This window comes from Labedella gwakjiensis, from assembly GCF_003014675.1.
Lineage (GTDB): Bacteria > Actinomycetota > Actinomycetes > Actinomycetales > Microbacteriaceae > Labedella > Labedella gwakjiensis.
On sequence record NZ_PYAU01000001.1, the window covers coordinates 2,090,646 to 2,108,851 of the forward strand.

The 18,206-nt window shown below is 70.4% G+C and carries 23 protein-coding genes and 1 tRNA gene; 12 read left to right on the forward strand and 12 right to left on the reverse strand.

Annotated features, from left to right (window positions below; all coding sequences use genetic code 11):
- Positions 1-72: 72 nt before the first annotated feature.
- On the reverse strand, positions 73-1,245 hold the full coding sequence (locus CLV49_RS09895) for a low temperature requirement protein A (RefSeq protein WP_243696623.1): 1,173 nt from the start codon (positions 1,243-1,245) through the stop codon (positions 73-75).
- Between the two features lie 169 nt (positions 1,246-1,414).
- Positions 1,415-1,981: a cysteine hydrolase family protein gene (locus tag CLV49_RS09900; RefSeq protein WP_106563399.1), complete on the reverse strand. Its 567-nt coding sequence runs from the start codon at positions 1,979-1,981 to the stop codon at positions 1,415-1,417.
- A gap of 134 nt (positions 1,982-2,115) precedes the next feature.
- Between CLV49_RS09900 and CLV49_RS09905 the strand changes: the two genes are divergently transcribed.
- On the forward strand, positions 2,116-2,667 hold the full coding sequence (locus CLV49_RS09905; protein WP_106563400.1) for a GNAT family N-acetyltransferase: 552 nt from the start codon (positions 2,116-2,118) through the stop codon (positions 2,665-2,667).
- 23 nt (positions 2,668-2,690) lie between these two features.
- Here the strand turns inward: CLV49_RS09905 and CLV49_RS09910 are convergent.
- Positions 2,691-2,764 (reverse strand) — tRNA-Gly (locus CLV49_RS09910).
- Between the two features lie 88 nt (positions 2,765-2,852).
- Here CLV49_RS09910 and dcd point away from each other — a divergent pair.
- Both dcd and CLV49_RS09920 read left to right on the forward strand, forming a co-directional pair.
- Positions 2,853-3,443, forward strand: a complete 591-nt coding sequence (gene dcd, locus CLV49_RS09915) for a dCTP deaminase (protein WP_106563401.1) — start codon at positions 2,853-2,855, stop codon at positions 3,441-3,443.
- A gap of 135 nt (positions 3,444-3,578) precedes the next feature.
- The gene (locus CLV49_RS09920; RefSeq protein WP_106563402.1) at positions 3,579-3,773 is read left to right on the forward strand and encodes a hypothetical protein; all 195 of its coding nucleotides are present in this window, start codon (positions 3,579-3,581) and stop codon (positions 3,771-3,773) included.
- Between the two features lie 40 nt (positions 3,774-3,813).
- Here CLV49_RS09920 and CLV49_RS09925 read toward each other — a convergent pair whose 3' ends face one another.
- Complete coding sequence (locus CLV49_RS09925; RefSeq protein ID WP_106563403.1) at positions 3,814-4,977, reverse strand: FUSC family protein; 1,164 nt, start codon at positions 4,975-4,977, stop codon at positions 3,814-3,816.
- 160 nt (positions 4,978-5,137) lie between these two features.
- On the opposite strand from CLV49_RS09925, the gene CLV49_RS09930 reads away from it, so the two are divergent.
- Positions 5,138-5,695: a hypothetical protein gene (locus tag CLV49_RS09930; RefSeq protein WP_106563404.1), complete on the forward strand. Its 558-nt coding sequence runs from the start codon at positions 5,138-5,140 to the stop codon at positions 5,693-5,695.
- 22 nt (positions 5,696-5,717) lie between these two features.
- Here CLV49_RS09930 and CLV49_RS09935 read toward each other — a convergent pair whose 3' ends face one another.
- The 7 genes from CLV49_RS09935 to CLV49_RS18340 form a co-directional block, all read right to left on the reverse strand.
- Complete coding sequence (locus CLV49_RS09935) at positions 5,718-6,521, reverse strand: SDR family NAD(P)-dependent oxidoreductase (RefSeq protein ID WP_106563405.1); 804 nt, start codon at positions 6,519-6,521, stop codon at positions 5,718-5,720.
- 22 nt (positions 6,522-6,543) lie between these two features.
- Positions 6,544-7,167, reverse strand: a complete 624-nt coding sequence (locus CLV49_RS09940; RefSeq protein ID WP_106563406.1) for a DUF2238 domain-containing protein — start codon at positions 7,165-7,167, stop codon at positions 6,544-6,546.
- Positions 7,164-8,030, reverse strand: a complete 867-nt coding sequence (locus CLV49_RS09945; RefSeq protein WP_243696622.1) for an endonuclease/exonuclease/phosphatase family protein — start codon at positions 8,028-8,030, stop codon at positions 7,164-7,166. Before CLV49_RS09945 ends, CLV49_RS09940 begins: the two co-directional genes overlap by 4 nt.
- Before the next feature lie 6 nt (positions 8,031-8,036).
- A complete protein-coding gene (idi, locus tag CLV49_RS09950; protein WP_106563407.1) occupies positions 8,037-8,555 on the reverse strand; it encodes an isopentenyl-diphosphate Delta-isomerase in 519 nt (172 codons plus the stop codon).
- Between the two features lie 52 nt (positions 8,556-8,607).
- Positions 8,608-9,432, reverse strand: a complete 825-nt coding sequence (locus CLV49_RS09955; protein ID WP_106563408.1) for an anti-sigma factor domain-containing protein — start codon at positions 9,430-9,432, stop codon at positions 8,608-8,610.
- On the reverse strand, positions 9,419-9,970 hold the full coding sequence (locus CLV49_RS09960; RefSeq protein ID WP_106563409.1) for an RNA polymerase sigma factor: 552 nt from the start codon (positions 9,968-9,970) through the stop codon (positions 9,419-9,421). The genes CLV49_RS09955 and CLV49_RS09960 overlap by 14 nt, the downstream gene beginning before the upstream one ends.
- Positions 9,971-10,032: 62 nt before the next feature.
- Positions 10,033-10,479, reverse strand: coding sequence for a class F sortase (locus CLV49_RS18340; protein ID WP_158261946.1), 447 nt, complete (start codon positions 10,477-10,479; stop codon positions 10,033-10,035).
- Positions 10,480-10,501: 22 nt separating this feature from the next.
- Here CLV49_RS18340 and CLV49_RS18345 point away from each other — a divergent pair, with 22 nt between their 5' ends.
- Complete coding sequence (locus tag CLV49_RS18345; protein WP_158261947.1) at positions 10,502-10,690, forward strand: hypothetical protein; 189 nt, start codon at positions 10,502-10,504, stop codon at positions 10,688-10,690.
- Between the two features lie 7 nt (positions 10,691-10,697).
- Here the strand turns inward: CLV49_RS18345 and CLV49_RS09970 are convergent, their stop codons facing one another.
- Positions 10,698-11,537, reverse strand: coding sequence for a DUF4397 domain-containing protein (locus CLV49_RS09970; protein ID WP_106563411.1), 840 nt, complete (start codon positions 11,535-11,537; stop codon positions 10,698-10,700).
- 200 nt (positions 11,538-11,737) lie between these two features.
- On the opposite strand from CLV49_RS09970, the gene CLV49_RS09975 reads away from it, so the two are divergent.
- The 7 genes from CLV49_RS09975 (at position 11,738) to CLV49_RS10005 (ending at position 18,062) form a co-directional block, all read left to right on the forward strand.
- Positions 11,738-12,808: a polyprenyl synthetase family protein gene (locus CLV49_RS09975; RefSeq protein WP_106563412.1), complete on the forward strand. Its 1,071-nt coding sequence runs from the start codon at positions 11,738-11,740 to the stop codon at positions 12,806-12,808.
- A complete protein-coding gene (locus CLV49_RS09980) occupies positions 12,805-13,668 on the forward strand; it encodes a phytoene/squalene synthase family protein (RefSeq protein ID WP_106563413.1) in 864 nt (287 codons plus the stop codon). Before CLV49_RS09975 ends, CLV49_RS09980 begins: the two co-directional genes overlap by 4 nt.
- Positions 13,665-15,269 (forward strand): phytoene desaturase family protein, encoded by a 1,605-nt coding sequence (crtI, locus tag CLV49_RS09985; protein ID WP_106563414.1) that lies wholly within the window; start codon positions 13,665-13,667, stop codon positions 15,267-15,269. Before CLV49_RS09980 ends, crtI begins: the two co-directional genes overlap by 4 nt.
- A complete protein-coding gene (locus tag CLV49_RS09990) occupies positions 15,266-15,667 on the forward strand; it encodes a lycopene cyclase domain-containing protein (protein ID WP_106563415.1) in 402 nt (133 codons plus the stop codon). Before crtI ends, CLV49_RS09990 begins: the two co-directional genes overlap by 4 nt.
- Positions 15,664-15,987, forward strand: a complete 324-nt coding sequence (locus tag CLV49_RS09995) for a lycopene cyclase domain-containing protein (RefSeq protein ID WP_106563416.1) — start codon at positions 15,664-15,666, stop codon at positions 15,985-15,987. The genes CLV49_RS09990 and CLV49_RS09995 overlap by 4 nt, the downstream gene beginning before the upstream one ends.
- Positions 15,974-16,840, forward strand: a complete 867-nt coding sequence (locus CLV49_RS10000) for a prenyltransferase (RefSeq protein WP_208019798.1) — start codon at positions 15,974-15,976, stop codon at positions 16,838-16,840. Before CLV49_RS09995 ends, CLV49_RS10000 begins: the two co-directional genes overlap by 14 nt.
- A gap of 127 nt (positions 16,841-16,967) precedes the next feature.
- Complete coding sequence (locus CLV49_RS10005; protein WP_106563417.1) at positions 16,968-18,062, forward strand: LacI family DNA-binding transcriptional regulator; 1,095 nt, start codon at positions 16,968-16,970, stop codon at positions 18,060-18,062.
- The last annotated feature ends 144 nt before the right edge of the window (positions 18,063-18,206 follow it).

Here is an 18,206-nt window from a genome sequence, read left to right on the forward strand (position 1 = left end):
TGAGCGTGTTTACACCGGTACGCCGGCGTAAACACGCTCAAAAGCTGCATTTCGTGAGGGGGAGGGGGAGGGTCAGGGGTGCGTGCGGGTGCGGGTGACCTCGAGGATCACGACGATCGCGATCATCGCCGCGGCCGCCACCACGAGGCTGAACGGGCCGAGCGCGCTCGCGCCGATCCCCACCCCGAGCGCCACGAAGGCGATGTTCGCCCAGCGCGGCAGCAGGTCGCGCAGGGCGAGGAACCAGATTCCCAGGACGAAGAGAGCGACGGGAACCGTGGTGGTCGCGGCGGCGACGGCCGCATCGAGGTCGGTCTGATGCGTGTCGTGGTCGATGGCCACCTCGATGCCGGCGGAGAACGCTCCGGCCGCCGCGAAGATCACGTAGTGCACGTAGCCGAAGGTGAACGTGCCGCGCATCGTCGTGAGTCGCTCGTGCTGTGGCCGTGCGAAATACACCCACCACATGCCGGCGGCGAGGACGAGACCCGTCACGGCGATGGTCACGAGCGGGGCGAGCTTCTCGTCGTGATCGATCGCGTCGATGATCGCGTTCGCCGATGCCAGGATCGACTCGCCCAGCAGGATGAGGGTGAAGAGTCCGTAGCGCTCGGTGATGTGGTGCGGGTGCGACGGTGTGAGTCCGGCCCGTTCCGCCCAGACCGGGACCGCGAGCTCCGCGGCAGCGAGCACCACGAAGCCGACGTAGTACAGCGCCTCGACGTCCGCGGCCCACCACAAGACCCACAGCGCCTGAACGACGGTGATGCCGGAGGCGTACCGCAGGGCGGTCGCCCGATGCTCGGGGGATCCGGCCGCCGCACGCAGCCACTGCGTGACCATCGCGAGGCGCATCACGACATAGCCGATCACCACGAGCCCGAAGTCCCCGTGCTCCATCGCCGGTTTGGCGCCCGCAGCGACGACGAGGGCGCCGGCCATCTGGACGATCGTCGTGACGCGGTACAACCAGTCGTCGGTGTCGAACGCCGAGGCGAACCAGGTGAAGTTCATCCACGCCCACCAGATCGCGAAGAACACAGCGAGATACTGGCCGACGCCGCTCACGATCTCGCCGTCGGCCTCGAAATGGTGCAGGCTCCCTGAAGCGATCGAGACGGCGACCACGAACACGAGGTCGAAGAACAGCTCGAGTCCGGACGCCGTGCGGTGCGGCTCGGCCGGGTCGCGTGGCGCCATCCGCACGAGCCCGAAACGGGAGGAGAGGGATCGGGGTTCGCTCATGGCGCGCCTTCCGCATCGGGAGGACCGAGAGGCCCCGTGCCGATCATGGCGCGTGACGGGCACGACGGCAATGAGATGGCCGATCCGCTGGACCGGCGAGAGTCGTCGGATCGGCGCTCCGGTGCACGCTCCGGGTGCGCGCTCCCGGCCGTGACCGGGGCTACGCCGATCAAGCGGCGACGACCTCCGCCGTCGACACGACCGTCGCGAACTCGCCGTGAAGGTTGGTCGCCGTGATCCGCGCGAGGGTCGCCGCGGGGACGAGGTCTCCGTCGGGCGCGAGCCTGTCGAACGTGTGGGTTGCGTCGAGCACGAAGTAGGTGTCGTAACCGAGGTTCCCGGCCACGCGCGCTGTCGTCTCGCAGCAGTGGTTCGTCGTGATCCCGCACACCACGACCTGCCTCGCGCCGCGCTCCTGCAACCACGCGTGCAGGTCGGGCTCGCCGTGGAAGCTGGAGTTCACCGACTTCCGCACGAGGAGAGCGGGCTCCCCGGTGATGGCGTCCTGGAAGAGGTGGCCAGGCGTTCCCGGGTAGAGGGGCGACGACGGATCCATGGAGTCGTGTCGGACGAACACGACGGGCCGTCCGCGGGACCGCCACTCCGCGAGGAGGGCAGCGATGTTGTGCTCGGCGTCGGGGTTGTCACGTGCGCCCCAGTAGGCGCTGTCCTCGAATCCACGCTGCACGTCCACCACCACGAGCACCGCATCGTCGGAGAGGGGGAGACCGGTCATCCCTGCAGGCTAGCGACCGTCGCGGGGCGCGCGGAGCAGTCGAGTCCCCGTGGCCCGGACGGAGCCGGATCCCTCCCGACATTGGCAGCTTCTCGACGACCCACCGGCCTCCGTGACGCCACTAGCCTGGGCGGGTGACCGTGGACGACGACAGACGCGCCCGCCCGTGGGCCCCCACGCTGCCCCTCCGCACACAGCGGCTGATACTCCGCGAGCACCGGATGACGGACCTCGACGACCTCGCGGAGTTCCACGGCGACGCGCACACCACGCGCCACTTGCCCTGGCCGGTGCGGTCGCGGGACGACACCCGCACGGCGCTCCTGAAAAAGCTGTCGCAGCACCGCGCCGAGACTGAGGGCGACTGGCTCGTGCTCGCGATCGAGGAGGTCGCGAGCGGTCGCGTGATCGGCGAGGTCGACCTGAAGCGCGGGCCGGCCGGGTCCGCGGATCTCGGCTACGTCGTCCGCCGGGACCGGGAGGGCCTCGGCCTCGCCTCGGAGGCGGTGCGCGAGATGCTGCGTCTGGCGACGGAGGAGCTCGGCGTCACGACGATCGACGCCTACATCGAGCCGGCCAACGCCGCGTCCGAGCGCTTCGCGCAGCGCCACGGCTTCGTCCGCCACCCGGAGGGCGACCTGCCGGACGCTGAGCCGCCGATCCTGGCCTGGCGGCGGACGTGGTGAGGAACCGCGGAGCGGCTGTGAGATGGAGCGGATGACGGGAATCGAACCCGCGCTATCAGCTTGGGAAGCTGAAGTTCTACCATTGAACTACATCCGCGTACGCCCGAAGGCGCTCCGCCAGCCTAGCAAACACGGCAGCCCGTCACCGAGTCCGCCACCACCGCGTCCTTCACTACACTGACCGTGTGCTTCTCTCCGATCGCGACATCACGGCCGAACTGACCAGTGGGCGCATCGCGCTCGACCCGTACGACCCCTCGATGATCCAGCCGTCGAGCATCGACGTGCGACTCGACCGCTTCTTCCGGTTGTTCGACAACCACAAGTACCCCTTCATCGACCCGGCCGAGGACCAGCCGGAGCTCACGCGGCTCATCGAGACGAAGCCCGACGAACCGTTCATCCTGCACCCCGGCGAGTTCGTTCTCGGCTCCACCTTCGAGAGCGTCACGCTGCCGGACGACGTGGCCGCGCGCCTCGAGGGGAAGAGCTCGCTCGGCCGCCTTGGCCTACTCACGCACTCCACGGCCGGCTTCATCGACCCGGGCTTCGAAGGCCACGTGACCCTCGAGCTGAGCAACGTCGCGACGCTGCCGATCAAGCTCTGGCCGGGCATGAAGATCGGGCAGATGTGCTTCTTCCGCCTCAGCTCGCCCGCGGAGAACCCGTACGGTTCGGCGGCGTACTCGTCGCGCTACCAGGGGCAGCGCGGACCGACGGCGTCGCGCTCGTTCCAGAACTTCCACCGCACCGACGTGGGATCCCGCGAGCTCTAGGCCGGACGGACGCCCCGCTCCCTGAGTATGTCGACGGGTCCGGGGAAGCCGAGTATGCCCGGAGGGGATGGCCGAGTGGCGTAGGTTCGACCGCACGGTGGAATCCGCTCGGGTCCCTCGCACCGAAGGAACACCATGAGCGATCTCACAGCACCGGACCACGGTCACAGCGAGGACGGCTCGCACGGACCGGTCGGGACCTCGGACGACGACCTCAACGCGGAACTCGACGCCGACATGGCCGAGGCGCTCGCCGCCGACCACGACGCCGCAGACGACCTCGCCGAGCGCGATCAGCAGTCGGAACGGGACGCGGGCGCCGGCATCTGACCGGGACGCCGCCGCGACCGTTCGACGAGTCCCGTCGGTCCTACGCAGTCCGGCCGGCGCGCTCCTCGTGCTCGGCGTGCGACGCGACGCGGTCGGCGATCTCCTCCGACAGGCGCCCGGCGGCGACGGCGAACGCGCTCACGAGCGGCTGGGCGTCGGTCGGGGCGGCGTGGGCCCGCAGACGGCGCTCGAGGTCCGCGACCGTGTCGGCGTCCGCATCCGCGTCGGCGGCCGCCGCTCCGCGCTTGTCGTCGTCCCACCGCTCGCACGAGCGCGCGAGAGCGGAGAGCAGCCGTGATGCGAGGTCGCGGCCCTCGTCGTCGACGAGCGCCGAGAGCGGCTTCTCCTGCTCCGAGCCGCGCAGGATCGCACCGAGCGCGGAGAGGTGCATGCGGATGCGGCGGAGCGCGGCGACGTCGTCGAGGTCCTCGTCCACGTCGTAGTGGTTCCAGCGGGTGCGGGGATTCGCGCGGCTTCCCTCGCGCGCGTTCCGCACGGCCGTCGCGGCGTCGGAGAGTCGCGTCTCGAGGGCGGCGAGCTCCTCCGTCCAGCCCGACTCGCGGTTGCCCGCACCGAGGGAATCGGCCATCGCGTCGAGGGTGTTCGTGCCCGCCTGTCGGAGCGCCGAGATCGCCACGGCGGCATCGTCCGTGGGCAGGGGCGGCGCCACGACGAGGTTGACGACGATGCCGATCGCCATCCCGAGACCCATCTGCAGGAGGTAGCCGACGGAGAAGTCGTTCGCGTTCGCCCCGCCGATGATGAGCACGAACAGTGCCGCGATGGGCACGTAGTCGCGGCTCGTGCCGAGGATCGGCAGCCCCGCGAGGATCGTGCCGAGAGCGAGCGCGATGGGAACGACGGCCCACCCGGGCGCACCCGTTGTGATGAGGCCCCACGCGATGAGGATGCCGAGAGCGAGACCGGCGACCGTCTGGAGGCTCGATCGCATCGAGTCCATGAGCGTCGGCGCCATCGCGATGAGCGCGCCGAGCGGCGCGTAGTAGGCGAAGTCGGCGGTCTCGCCCGGCAGCAGGTGCCCGATGTACCAGGCGGCCGTCCCGGCGAGGGCGGTCTTTCCGGCCAGGAGGAGACGGGCCGGTCGCAGCATGCGGCGGACGGCGGTTCCGGCCGCGGACCGTCGCGAGTGCGGGGTGCTGTCCCGTTGGATCGGGAGGGGATTGGTGGGGGGAGGGGATGACATCTCGGACGATGCTCCCACGCCGAGTGCCGCGCCCGCTGGGAGACGACCGAGGGGGTGACGTTCGGGCGCGCCGCCCCGTACTGCCGGTACCCTGAACCCGACCCCATCGGCGACGGTGGCCGGTGGACGTCCTCACGATTCCGCCAGAAGGGGTGCCGCCATGACCGACGCGCTCGAGACTCCGTCCGCGTTCCCGAGTCCGGACCAGGGCGCCAACGCCCGCTTCTCCGCGGCGCTCATCTCGCCGGCCCCATCGGCGCGCTACGCGAAGCGCGTCGCGCGCTTCGGCCGTCTCGTCGGGTCCTGGGACGTGTCGGCGCGCCGGCTCGACGAGCGGACGGGCGAGTGGGCGGAGGACTCCTTCGCCTGGCACGTCGCCTACATCCTCGACGGCCGGGCGGTGCAGGACGTCTCCGTCCGGGAGACGCCAGACGGTCCCGTGACGATCGGCACCGCGATCCGCGTCTACGACGCCGACATCGGTCTCTGGCGGGTCTCGTACATGGAGCCGGCGCGCGGCGAGTACTGCAACCTCCTGGCCACGGGCCACCGGAAGGACGGCATCCGCCAGGACGGCACGCGCAACGACGGCAAAGCGATCCGCTGGAACTTCTCGAGCATCACGGACTCGTCGTACCTGTGGGAGAGCTTCGTCTCCGACGACGACGGGAAGACGTGGTGGCTCGCGGAGCACAACGAGGGCACCCGCACCGCCTGAACGGACAGTGAGGCGGACGGCGTCAGCCCATGCGGATGACGTTGCCGGTGACGCGGCGACCCGCGTCGGACACGAGGAACGAGACGACCTCGGCCACCTCGGACGGCTCGGCCACGCTGAAGAAGTTGTCGTCCTGCTCCACGAACCCGCGGACGTCGTCGGTGACCCAGCCGGTGTCGGTCACGGGCGGGTGCAGCGCGTTCGCCGTGACGCCGAACCGGCTGAGCTCGAGGCTCGCCGACATCGTGTAGTTCACAATCGCGGCCTTCGCGGCACCGTAGGAGACCTCCCCGGGGAACCCCTTCTCGCCGCCCGACGTCATCGACAGGATGCGTCCCCACGATCCCGCGCGAGCCTGCAATCGCGCAGCGAACTCCGCCATGAGGAGCACGCCGGCGCGGGCGTCCACGCCGAACTGGCGATCGAAGCTCGCCGCGGTCACGGGCGTCAGGGCGCGGCCGGCCCAATCGCGGTCGGTGGAGCGGAAGGTGTCCTGGAGCGAGCTCGTCGCGTTGTTGACGAGCACGTCGACCGGACCGAACGCCTCCTCCGCCGCGTCGAAGAGCCCGGGGATGACGGCGGCGTCGAGCAGATCGGCGGAGATCGCGATCGCCCGCCCGCCGGCCGCCTCGATACGACCGAGCACCTCGCTCGCGTCGCGTCGGTGGTTCTCGCGCAGGCGCTCCGGCGTGCCCTCGTCGGCTGGCTCCTCGATCGAGAGGTACGTGATGACGACCGCGAGTCCGTCCGCGGCGAGCTGCTCCGCGATCGCCGCACCGATTCCGTGGTTCGCGCCCGTGACGAGGGCGACGTGCTGCTGGCTCATCGCTTCAGCCTAGGGCGAGGCGTCAGCCGAGGGTGAGGCGGTCTGCGCGTCTCCTGTCGGCGGCGTCGGGGGAGCGGTACCGGTGGAGCGGCAGCAGCGCGAGGGCGAAGCCGGCCACGAGAGCGCCGAGGCCGCCGATAGCCATGTCGCCGATCGTGTCGTCGTAGGCCACGAAGATGTCGTCGCTCACGAACTCCTTGCCGATCCACTCGATCATCTCCCACACGGCGCTCGCCGCGAGCCCGATGACGGTCGTGAGAACGAGAGTGGCGGCGACGGTGACGTCGCGGCTCCGCGGCGCCGCGATGATGCCGAGCCGGGCGAGCAGGAGCGAGACGAGTGCGGCGACGACGCCCGTGCAGGCGAAGTGCACCGCGAGGTCCCACCAGGCGATGCTCGTGTACAGGTCGAAGACGTTGCTCCAGGCGGCGACGAGGATGATCGCCCCGTAGACGATGTCAAACCCGGGGTGCACGCCGATGAAGCGGGGGAGGAGGATCGCGGGCAGAGCGAGCGCGAGCACCCCGGCGTCCGTCGGCTCCCACCAGACGGCTGCGACGAAGACGCTCAGCAGCCCGACGAGTCGTACCGCGTCCGCCGTGAACTCGAGCGGACCGATGGGACGACGCAGGAAGTTCGCGATCACGGCGTGCGATCCCCCGCGGCGTGGATGCGCACGACGGCCTGCACGGGCAGGTGGTCGGACGGCCAGACGCCGTCCGGTCGGCGGTCGTTCATCCCGATGCGCTCGACCTCGATGGTGGGAGTGGTGACGATCCAGTCGATCCGCTTCCGCTCGGTGCGGGGCTCGCGGTAGTTGGGGAACGTGCCCCACTCCGGGGTGAGGCGCTCGGCGGCCGTCGTCCACGCGTCGACGAGGGTGCCGTCGGCGAAGAGTTCGTCGACCGGTTCGGAGCCCTCTCCCGTGTTGAGGTCGCCCGTCACGATCGCGGGCAGGCCGCCGTTCGCCACCGCACTCCGCACGAGCGCTGCCGACCGCACGCGCGACCGCCGCGAGATGTGATCGAAGTGGGTGTTGATGACGCGGAACCGCGCCGATCCGATCCGGTCGCGGAACGTCGCCGAGACGACGATGCGCGGCACCCTGTTTCCCCAGGTCGCCGAACCCGGCTCGTCCGGTCGATCGGAGAGCGCGATCTGCGACCACTCGGTGAGCACGAGCCGTGCCGAGTCGTAGTAGATCGGGCAGCCCTCGCCGCGCCCGTCCGCGCCGCGCCCGTGCCCGACGGTGCGGTAGGTGCGCCCGAGCGCTGCCCTGATCGCGCGGGACTGGCCCGGTACGACCTCCTGCGTTCCGAGGATGGCGGGGAGTTCCGACGCGAGAAGTGCCGACAGGGCCGGCTTGCGCGTCTCCCACATGTCGGGGCTGCGGCCCGGGAGCCGTCCGACGGGACGGCGGACGTTGAACGTCATGACGTGCAGATCGGGAGCGGGTATCGGGCCGATCAGTGCATCACCCGTCTCGGTGAGACCCGTCTGGGTGGGCACGAGGCGTCAGACGCTCGCGAGCAGCGGCAGCTGGAGCGTGAGCCATGGGCTGAACGCCCACGGGGTGGCGGCGATCGCCGCGTCGATCGCGTCGGGCTCCGCCCAGAACCACTCGACCACTTCGGACGGCGCGGGTGCGAGCGTGCTCGTGGTGGTGGCCCGGTACACGGGGCAGATCTCGTTCTCGACGATGCCGGCGGCGTCGACGGCGCGGTATCGGAAGTCGGGCAGTGCGAGCGTGAGGGTGTCGAGTTCGATCCCGAGCTCCGCCTTGGCGCGACGGTGCACCGCAGCCTCCATGTCCTCGCCGGGACCGGGGTGCCCGCAGAAGCTGTTGGTCCAGACGCCCGGCCACGTGAGCTTCTCGAGCGCGCGTCGCGTCACGAGGATGCGTCCGTCGGCGTCCGAGACGTGGCACGAGAACGCGAGGTGGAGAGGGGTCGACGTGGTGTGCACCGTCGCCTTGTCCGCGACACCCGTCGGGGTGCCCTCCTCGCTCAACAGGACGACTTGTTCCACGCTCATGTCTCCATTCTCCGGTACAGCGCAGGGCCGAGGGGCCGGATCGCCGATGCCGCTACGATGCGCCGAGCTCCCCGCGCACGATCGAGTCGCCGGAATGGGTCGGGTCGCCGTCCTGCGGTTCCGCTGAGACGTCCACGATCGGATACGTCGCCAGGTCGACACCGGCCGGGACCGTGAACGTGCCCGCGCTGCCGTCCAGGAACCCGATGCTGACGAGTCCGCTCGCATCCGGGCTGAGCAGCCAGACCTCGCGCAGGGGGGCATCGTCGTCGTCCCCGTCGGTGTCGACCTCCACGTCCACTTGACGGGTGCCGTCGGGGAGTTCGCGCACGGTGGCCGTTCCGGAGGCGTCCGGCCAGTCGGGGAGGGCCGCGAGACTGGCTGTCGCGACGACGTCGCCCGCTGTCGGCTGAAGGACACGTGACAGACCGAACCCGCCGCCGATACCGAGGACGAGTGCGACGCCGGCGGCGATGGACGGCAGGATCCAGCGTCGAGCCGGCGGACGTCGGCGCCGACGAGGACTCGAGGGACCGCCGGCGCCGCGGCGCGTGAGCTGGGCGTCTGTCGCGATCGGGGACGGATCGCTCGTCACGGCACCGGTGACGGTCGCACCATCGGTGAGGACCCCGCGCCGAGGCGTGGCCGACAACGACGCCGACAGCCCGAGCTCGGCGTGCACGGCGGCCCACACGGCGTCGGGCGCGTCGTTCACGGCGAGATCGCGGGCGGACCGCACGGCCCCGGCGGTGCGGCGCACCGCGTCGAGCTCCCCGCGACAGCGGGCGCACTCGTCGAGGTGCGCATTCTGGAGCGGAGTGGGCTGGGCCTCGCCGAGGGCGAGCCCGTCGAGTTCCTGCGGGTCAATATGCTCCATCGTTCACCTCCAGGGTCTTCCGGATCCGCGTGAGACTGCGGCGGATGTGGCTCTTGACGGTACCGAGCGGCAGCCCGAGCGTCTCCGCGATCTGGCTGTGGGTCAGGTCGTCGAAGAAGGCGAGATGCATGATCACCTGCGGCGTGGGTTCGAGCTTCTCGAGCTCCGCAGTGATGAGGATGCGGTCCGCGACGGCTTCCGTCGCGTCGCGTTCTCTCACGTGTGTGTTCGACGCGTAGGCCTGATCGGATCGTCGTTGGCGCGCGCGCTGCTCGTGGACGTCGGCGATCCGGTGCCTCGCGATGCCGACGAGCCACCCGGGAAGGCGGATCCGCTCGGGATCGTAGGTGTGGCGGCTCTGCCATGCCGAGACGAAGACGCGCTGTGTCGCGTCCTCCGCATCGGCGGGTTCACCGAGCGAGCGCAGAGCAAGGCTGTAGACGAGGGAGGACCACCGGGCGAAGGCCTCAGCGAGAGCACGTTCGTCCCCGGCGTGGAATGCCGCGCCGATCGCGTCGTCGTCGTCCGCGGGGTGCATCAGGTCCGTCCGGTCTGCCGGCGTAGGGCCGGTCGTGCGATGAGCATAGTCGGCGTCGGGGTTCACGGGAGGAGGCGGGCGGTCACGATCACGTTGCTGCGGTAGTGACCTGTCTCGCCGTCGAACTCGCCGCCGCACGTGATGAGGATGAGCCGGGGCTCGCCGGTCCGGTCGAAGACCGTGTCCCACGGCACCCCGGTCTTCTCGGCGAGCTCGACGGCGTCGATCTCGTACCGGTGCACTGCGCCGTCTTCGCTCGTGACCGTGACGATCGTCCCGACCGACGCGTTCACGAGGCGCGCGAACGGGCCGATGTCGTATTCGAAGGAGTCGACGTGGGCGGCGATCACCGTGGCGCCACCGGGACTCGCCGGTCCCGAGCCGTAGCGGTACCAGGAGGCGACCGACGGGTTCTCCGGGAGCGCCATGGAGCCGTCGGCCGCGAGGCCCTCCGGTCGGACCGTCACGGTGATGTCGAGGTCGTCGACGGCGACGATCGTCGGTGCCACAGTGGGCTCCACTTGGTTCCCGGTGTCGGCGTCGACGCGGGGGACGTCGATCGCGGGGGTCGGCGGCGCGGCCGTCGGAGTCTGCCCCGTCGGCGTGCTCGTCGGGCTCGCGACACCGGTGGGCGCCGCCTCGACGGTGGCGGAGCATCCCGACAGCAGGATGGCCGCGACGAGCGCGAATGCGCCCGCCGCGGCGGTCCGGCGAGGGTGACGACGGATCAGCGGTCGGCCCTCTGTGCTGCGGCCTCTCGGCGGTTGGTGCGAGCGACGGCGGCGATGGCGAAGGCCATCAGGCCGAGCACTCCGGCTCCGACCCAGAGCGCTCCGGCACCCGGAGCGTTGGTGGCGACGAGGCCGGCCTCTCCGGCGGGCACGCCGTCGGGGTTCGAGTGCAGGCCCTCGATCGTCTGGATCGCGAAGTCGAGGTTGTCGTCCTCGAGGCTGCCCCACGCGTACACGATCGTGTTGACGCCCTCGGCGACGTTCACGTCGGCCGGGCCGATCACCGGGTCGGTCGTGCCGGCGGCGGCGACGCTCGCCGAGATCGTGCCGGCGGGGAGGGTCAGGACCTCCTCGTCGGGGTTCGTCAGGCCCTCGATCACGGGCGTTCCACCCGCCAGGACGTCGACGGCGGGAGCGGCGGCCGTGTGGCGGACGGTGAGTCGGCCCTCACCGGCGGCGAGCGTGGAGACGTCGTTGGTGAAGAGGGTCGCGGTCGGTTCGCCGGCCTCCGTGAGGTGGGCGACGGCCGTGTAGTTCCCGTCGGCCTCGAGCGTGAGGTCGACCGGGCCGATCGCCGGGTCGCTCGCGTCGGTGGCGTCGGCGGCCGTGATCGCGACGGTGTAGGTGCCGGGGGCGAGTTCGAGCGGGCCCGCAAGGGTGCCGGGCTCGAAGTCGTCGATCGTGAGCTCGTCGTTCACGTAGACGTCCACGGTCAGGTCCGGCACGGCGTGGAGGACGGACAGGGACGCGTCGCCCTCTGCTGCGGTGGCGGGCAGGGCCGTCGTGAGGGCGAGGAGAGCGCTGGCTGCGATGCCGGCGCCGAGGATCTTGCGCATGGGTACCTCCGTGTCGAGCCCGCGAACGGGCGGCGGAATGCTTCTGCCACCACTTCCGCCCCCGGACGGGGTCCGGATGCACTCGATGGGAAATTTCTTCGGAGGCGTCGGCTGAGAGAGCATCCCGGCGATCCGCGCAAGTCACTAGAGCAACTAGTTAAATGTTTCAACCATCCGGCCCGGTCGGTTAGTGTCGAGGCATGGACCCCCACGATCTCGTGGTCGTCACCGGGCGACGACTGCAACGCGTCGAGGACGTCCTCGACGGGTGGTTCGACGTGGCCTCCGCACGCGGCGAGCGCTTCGGCTCCCACCACGCCCACCTGATCGAGAACCTCCGACGCAACACGTCAGGCGGCAAACGCTTCCGGCCGCGCATGGTTCTGACCGCCTTCGAGACGCTCGGAGGGGGCGACCTCGAGATCGCCGCCCGCGTCGCCGCAGCGTTCGAGCTCCTCCACACCGCCCTGATCGTCCACGACGACGTCATCGACCGTGACTTCGTGCGCCGCGGTCAGCCCAACGTCTCGGGCAGCTACCGCGACCGTGCCACGACGGCCGGGATCTCGCTCCCGCTCGCCGAACATCGCGGGATGTCCGTCGCCGTGATCGCCGGTGATCTCGCGCTCGCCGGCGCCTACCGCCTCGTCGACGGCTGCGGAGCCGACGAGCTCACGCGGGGCCGCCTCATCGAACTGCTCGACGACGCGGTGTCGGCCGCTGCGGCCGGCGAGTTCGCCGACGTCGACTTCTCGATGCACAACACGATGCCGACGGTCGACGAGGTCATCGAGATGGAGCGGCTCAAGACGGCCTGGTACTCGTTCGAGGCCCCCCTCCAAGCGGGAGCGGTCGTCGCCGGTGCCGGCCTCGCGACGATCGACGCCCTCGGCCGCTTCGGTCGGAACATCGGCATCGCCTACCAGATCGTGGACGACGTCCTCGGGGTGTTCGGCGAGGAGGACGTCACGGGCAAGAGCGCCGTCGGGGACCTCCGCGAGGGCAAGCGGACGGTGCTCATCGCGCACGCCGCCACCCGGCCGGAGTGGGACGCCGTCCGTCACCTCTTCGGGAGCGCGGACCTCGACCAGGAGGACGCCGCGTGCATCCGCGAGGTCCTCGTCGCGAGCGGTGCCCGTACCTACGCAGAGCGGCTCGCGAGCGACTTCGCCAACCGTGCGTGGGAGGCTCTCGCCGAGGACAGCGTGCCCGCGTCGACCCGCGCGGAGCTCGCGCCCGTCGTCCGTTCCGTCCTGGAGCGCACGCGGTGACGGGAGGCCGCCAGTACGACGCGGTGGCCGTGGAGACCGCCGCCGTCGTCATCCGCCGCTACTCCACGTCTTTCGGGCTGGCCGCGCGGCTGCTCGGCCCCGTGGTGCGGCAGGACGTGCGCAACATCTACGCCCTCGTGCGGATCGCCGACGAGATCGTCGACGGCGCGGCCCAGGACGCCGGCCTCGACGACGCCTCGATCACGCGTACGCTCGACGAGCTCGAACGGGAGACCGAGCGCGCCATGGCGATCGGCTACAGCGCGAACCTCGTGGTGCACGCGTTCGCGCTCGCCGCGCGCCGAGCCGGGATCGGCGCCGACCTCACGCGACCGTTCTTCGCATCGATGCGCGCCGACATCACCGACGTCGAGCACACCCAGGAGAGCTTCGACGCCTACGTCTACGGATCGGCCGAGGTCGTCGGACTCATGTGCCTCAAGGTCTTCCTCGCGGGGGAGCGCCGTACCCCAGCGCAGGTCGCGCAGCTCGAGGAGGGCGCTCGACGCCTCGGAGCGGCTTTCCAGAAGGTCAACTTCCTGCGCGACCTCGCGGCGGACTTCGCCGGGCTCGGCCGCAGCTACTTCCCCGGGATCCGCGTCGACGCGTTCACCGAGGCGGACAAGACGCGTCTGTTGGACGACATCGACGCGGATCTCGCCGCGTCGGCGCGGACGCTTCCCGGCCTTCCGCGGAGCTCCCGTCGTGCCGTCGTCCTCGCCCACGAGCTGTTCGCTGAACTCTCGCGACGCATCCGCGCCACACCGGCCGCCGACCTCGTGACCACTCGCGTGCGCGTGCCGAACCCCGTGAAAGCCCAGATCGCCGTTCGCGCGGCGCGAGGAGGAATGCCCCGATGACCACCCGACGCACGAACGGCGAGCGCACGAACGGTGAGCGCACGATCGTGATCGGTGGCGGCATCTCCGGACTCGCGACCGCCGCGCTGCTCGCCCGGAGTGGACGCGACGTCGTCCTCCTCGAGAAGAACGACCAGCTCGGCGGCCGCGCCGGCCTTCTCGAACGCGACGGGTACCGCTTCGATCTCGGCCCGAGCTGGTACCTCATGCCCGAGGTCTTCGACCACTTCTTCCGCCTGATGGGCACGTCGTCGGCCGAGCAGCTCGACCTCGTGCAGCTCGACCCGGGCTACCGCGTCTACTCGCAAGGGCACGCAGAGCCCCTCGACATCGCGGCGACGCGTGAGGAGAACGTGGCTCTCTTCGACCGGGTCGAGCCCGGTTCGGGTGCGCGCCTCGAGCGCTACCTCGACTCCGCCCGCGAGGTCTACGAGCTCGCGAAGCGCCGCTTCCTCTACACGACGTTCGAATCGCTCGCCCCGCTCATGACGCGCGACGTGGTGACGGAGCTCCCGCGGTTCGCGAAGCTGTTCGGGACGGACCTCGACACCGCGGCCGGGACGGTCGTGAGCGACACGCGGCTCCGCCAGGTGCTCGGCTACCCCGCCGTCTTCCTCGGTTCGTCGCCGTATACCACTCCGAGCATGTACCACCTCATGAGCCACCTCGACCTCGAGGACGGTGTGTTCTACCCCCGTGGAGGCTTCGCTCGCGTGATCGAGGCGATCGCCGACGTGGCCCGCGACGCCGGCGTTCGGATCGTCACCGGGGCGACGGTCGACCGCATCACCACCGAGTCGCGTGGGCGCGGACTCCGCCGGGACACGCGTGTCACGGGCGTCCGCTGGACGGACCAGGCGGGGGCCGAACACATCGAGCAGGCCGAGGTCGTCGTGTCGGCCGCCGACCTCCACCACACCGAGACGCGACTGCTCCCGCCGTCGCTCCGCACGTATCCGCAGTCGTACTGGGACCGGAAGACGCCGGGACCCGGAGCCGTGCTGCTGTCGCTCGGTGTGCGCGGCGAGCTGCCGGAGCTGCTGCACCACACGCTCTTCTTCACGTCGGACTGGCGGACCAACTTCGACGCCATCGGGGGAGACGCCCCGTATATTCCCGACCCGGCATCGCTGTACGTCTGCAAGCCGAGCGCGACGGACGATGTCGCGCCCGACGGGCACGAGAACCTCTTCGTCCTCGTCCCGATCCCCGCAGAGCCGTCGCTCGGGGGCGGAGACAGCGACACCATCCGTGCAGCGGGGGACCGCGCCATCGCGCAGATCTCCGAGTGGGCGGGCATCCCCGACCTCGCCGAGCGCATCGTGGTGCGGCACGACGTCGGCCCGGCCGATTTCGTCGACTCGATCAACGCCTGGCGCGGAACGATGCTCGGACCGGCGCACACTCTCGCGCAGTCCGCGCTCTTCCGGGCCGGCAACGTGAGCAAGCGCGTGGACGGGCTCGTCTATGCTGGCGGCTCGACGATCCCGGGGATCGGCCTGCCGATGTGCCTCATCAGTGCGGAGCTCGTGGTCAAGCGGCTGAACGGCGACACATCGACGGAGGCCCTCCCGGTACCGCTTCCCGACGGCCGGTCGTGAGCGTCGTCTACCTCGCCGCGCTCTCGGTGTCGATCGTCGGCATGGTGATGCTCGACCGTCGCTTCCGCCTGTTCTTCTGGGACGACGCCCGGCGTGCCTCGATCGTGCTCGTCGCCGGCGTCGTCCTGTTCCTCGTGTGGGACCTGCTCGGCATCGGCCTCGGCATCTTCTTCCGCGGGCAGACCCCGTTCATGACGGGAGTGCTCATCGCGCCGGAGCTGCCGATCGAGGAGGTCTTCTTCCTCACCCTGCTCTGCTACCTCTCGATGAACGTCTTCGGCGCGGCGACCCGCCTCGGTCCATCGGCGGACCTCCACCCTCTCCCTGAGCCTGTCGACGGGCACCCCGTCGAGGACGACCGGACCCGACCCGAGGATCGCGGGAGGGACCGACGATGACGTACGCGCTCCTCAACCTGGTGTTCCTCGTCCCCGCCGTCGCGCTCGCGGTCGTCGCGACGCTCCGCGCGGCCGATCGCCGCCGTTTCCTGCGCGCCCTCGGCCTCACCCTCGTCGCGGTCCTCATCCTCACGGCGGTGTTCGACAACGTCATGATCGGCATCGGCCTCGTCGCCTACGATCCGGCCCACATCTCGGGTGTCTTCGTCGGAATCGCACCGATCGAGGACTTCTCCTACGCTGTGTTCGCGGCGGTCGTCCTTCCGTCGCTGTGGAGCCTGCTCCGCCCGTCCCGTCGGAGGTCCCGTGCGCACCCTTGAACAGCTCCTCCTCTCGTCGAGGCCGCTGTCGTGGATCAACACGGCGTACCCGTTCGCCGCGGCGTACTACCTCGCGACGCGTGAGCTGGACCTCGCGTTCTGGATCGGCACCATCTACTTCCTGATCCCGTACAACCTCGCGATGTACGGCATCAACGACGTGTTCGACTACGAGTCCGATCTGCGCAACCCGCGGAAGGGCGGCGTCGAGGGGGCGGTGCTCGACCGGTCGCTGCACCGCACCACGATCATCGCGGTGCTCGTGACGAACATCCCGTTCATCGTGGCTCTCGTCCTGCTCGGATCCCCCGCGTCGTGGGCCGTCCTCGCGGTGAGTCTCTTCGCCGTCGTCGCCTACAGCGCGAAGGGTCTGCGGTTCAAGGAGGTGCCGTTCCTCGACTCGATCACGTCGAGCACGCACTTCGTGAGCCCCGCCGTCTACGGGCTCGTCCTCGCCGGCGCCGTCTTCACCCCGGCGCTCGTCCTGCTGCTCGTGGCCTATTTCCTGTGGGGCATCGCGAGCCACGCGTTCGGAGCGGTGCAGGACGTGCTCGCGGATCGCGCCGGCGGGATCGCCTCGGTGGGCACGGTCCTCGGGGCGCGTGCGACGACGCGGATCGCCCTCGTCGCGTACGTCGCCGCCGCCCTCTTCCTCCTCGGAACGGACTGGCCCGGGCCGCTCGCCGCGATCGCGGTGCTGCCGTACATCCTCAACGTCGCCCCGTTCTGGAACATCACGGATGAGACGGCCGAGTCGGCGAACCGCGGCTGGAAGCGCTTCCTCTGGCTCAACTTCGTGGCCGGTTTCCTCGTCACGATGCTCCTCATCTGGTACGCCTTCCTCACCCTCTGACCCCCCTCCCGCCCCAAAAAGATTTCGATACAGCATGGGGTTTCGGGGTGTATCGCGATCTTTTTGGGGTGGAGGGGGAGCTTAGGATGATGCGGACGACGGAGCGGCGACGAGCGGAGGTGGGCGCATGAGCGAGAAGGCGACCACCGTCTACGACGTCGCCGAGCACGCGGGCGTCTCCATCGCCACCGTCTCCCGCGTCCTCCGCAGGCCGGACGAGGTCCGGGAGTCGACGCGCGAACGCGTGCTCGCGTCGGTCAAAGCACTCGGGTACGTGCCGAGTGCCAGTGCGCGTGGACTCGCCGCCCGCCGCACGGGTGTCGTCGGTCTCTTCTTCCCCGACTTCGACGCCATGCGCGAGACGTCGGCATTCGTGCCCGATCGCAGCGGAACCGTGCCGGTGATCCCGGATCCGGCGGCGGACGACGTGACCGGATCCGATCTCCTCTACTTCGACGAGGTGCTCCGCGGGGCCGAGATCGAGGCCTGGAGGAACGGACTCGTGCTGCTCGTCGGCGTCGGCCGCGGGGTCGACTCGCGCTCGATCGTCTCCGACATCGCCGGACGGGTGGACGGGCTCGCCGTGCTCGCGGGCAGCGTGCCGGATGAGATGCTCGAGCACATCGCGCGCCGCATCCCCGTGGTCCTCATCGCCGGCCCCCGCCGCGACGACGACTTCGATCACGTCAGTGTGGACAACAGGGCCGGGATGCGCGCCCTCGCCGACCACGTCTTCGACACGCGCGACATCGACGGGGTCCTCTACGTGCGAGGTGTGGGCTCCACCCCGGACGACGCCGAGCGCTTCGAAGGATTCTCGGAGGCGCTCGCCGCTCGGCCGGCGTCGGATCGACCCGGCGTGAGCGTCGTGAGTGCGGAGTTCTCGCGAGAGCGGGCGCGCGTGATCGGCTCGTCGCTCGCATCGAGCGGACACATCCCCGACGCGGTGATCTGCGCGAACGACCAGATGGCCCTCGGTGTGCTCGACGCGTTCCGCGACCACGGGGTCGACGTGCCCGGGCGGGTGCTCGTCGCCGGTTTCGACGGGATCGACGCCGGGCGGCATTCCGATCCGCGGCTCACCACGGTGCAGCAGCCGATGGAGGACCTCGGGCGCGCCGCCGTGCACGTGCTGACGGAGCGGCTGGCGGATCCGTCCCACGCGCCGGTCACCCTGCGGTTGCCCGTCCGCGTCCTGGTCCGCGAGAGCACGACGGCCTGACGACGCGGCGGTCGGTCGCGTCGGTCGAGGGCGCCTGTTCGGCGTCGAGGGCGCCACGTGTACCTGCAGCCCTCGCTCGGGAGTAGCCCGCTGGGGGAGGGAGGGTTGCGACGGGCGGATGTATGCGCATACAGTAGGGACATC

Coding starts and splice junctions, on each gene's coding strand:
- CLV49_RS09895 (WP_243696623.1), bottom strand. CDS start 1,245: ATGAGCGAACCCCGATCCCTCTCCTCCCGTTTCGGGCTCGTGCGGATG.
- CLV49_RS09900 (WP_106563399.1), bottom strand. CDS start 1,981: ATGACCGGTCTCCCCCTCTCCGACGATGCGGTGCTCGTGGTGGTGGAC.
- CLV49_RS09920 (WP_106563402.1), top strand. CDS start 3,579: ATGAGCGATCTCACAGCACCGGACCACGGTCACAGCGAGGACGGCTCG.
- CLV49_RS09925 (WP_106563403.1), bottom strand. CDS start 4,977: ATGTCATCCCCTCCCCCCACCAATCCCCTCCCGATCCAACGGGACAGC.
- CLV49_RS09930 (WP_106563404.1), top strand. CDS start 5,138: ATGACCGACGCGCTCGAGACTCCGTCCGCGTTCCCGAGTCCGGACCAG.
- CLV49_RS09935 (WP_106563405.1), bottom strand. CDS start 6,521: ATGAGCCAGCAGCACGTCGCCCTCGTCACGGGCGCGAACCACGGAATC.
- idi (WP_106563407.1), bottom strand. CDS start 8,555: ATGAGCGTGGAACAAGTCGTCCTGTTGAGCGAGGAGGGCACCCCGACG.
- CLV49_RS09955 (WP_106563408.1), bottom strand. CDS start 9,432: ATGGAGCATATTGACCCGCAGGAACTCGACGGGCTCGCCCTCGGCGAG.
- CLV49_RS09960 (WP_106563409.1), bottom strand. CDS start 9,970: ATGCACCCCGCGGACGACGACGACGCGATCGGCGCGGCATTCCACGCC.
- CLV49_RS09970 (WP_106563411.1), bottom strand. CDS start 11,537: ATGCGCAAGATCCTCGGCGCCGGCATCGCAGCCAGCGCTCTCCTCGCC.
- CLV49_RS09975 (WP_106563412.1), top strand. CDS start 11,738: ATGGACCCCCACGATCTCGTGGTCGTCACCGGGCGACGACTGCAACGC.
- crtI (WP_106563414.1), top strand. CDS start 13,665: ATGACCACCCGACGCACGAACGGCGAGCGCACGAACGGTGAGCGCACG.
- CLV49_RS09995 (WP_106563416.1), top strand. CDS start 15,664: ATGACGTACGCGCTCCTCAACCTGGTGTTCCTCGTCCCCGCCGTCGCG.
- CLV49_RS10005 (WP_106563417.1), top strand. CDS start 16,968: ATGAGCGAGAAGGCGACCACCGTCTACGACGTCGCCGAGCACGCGGGC.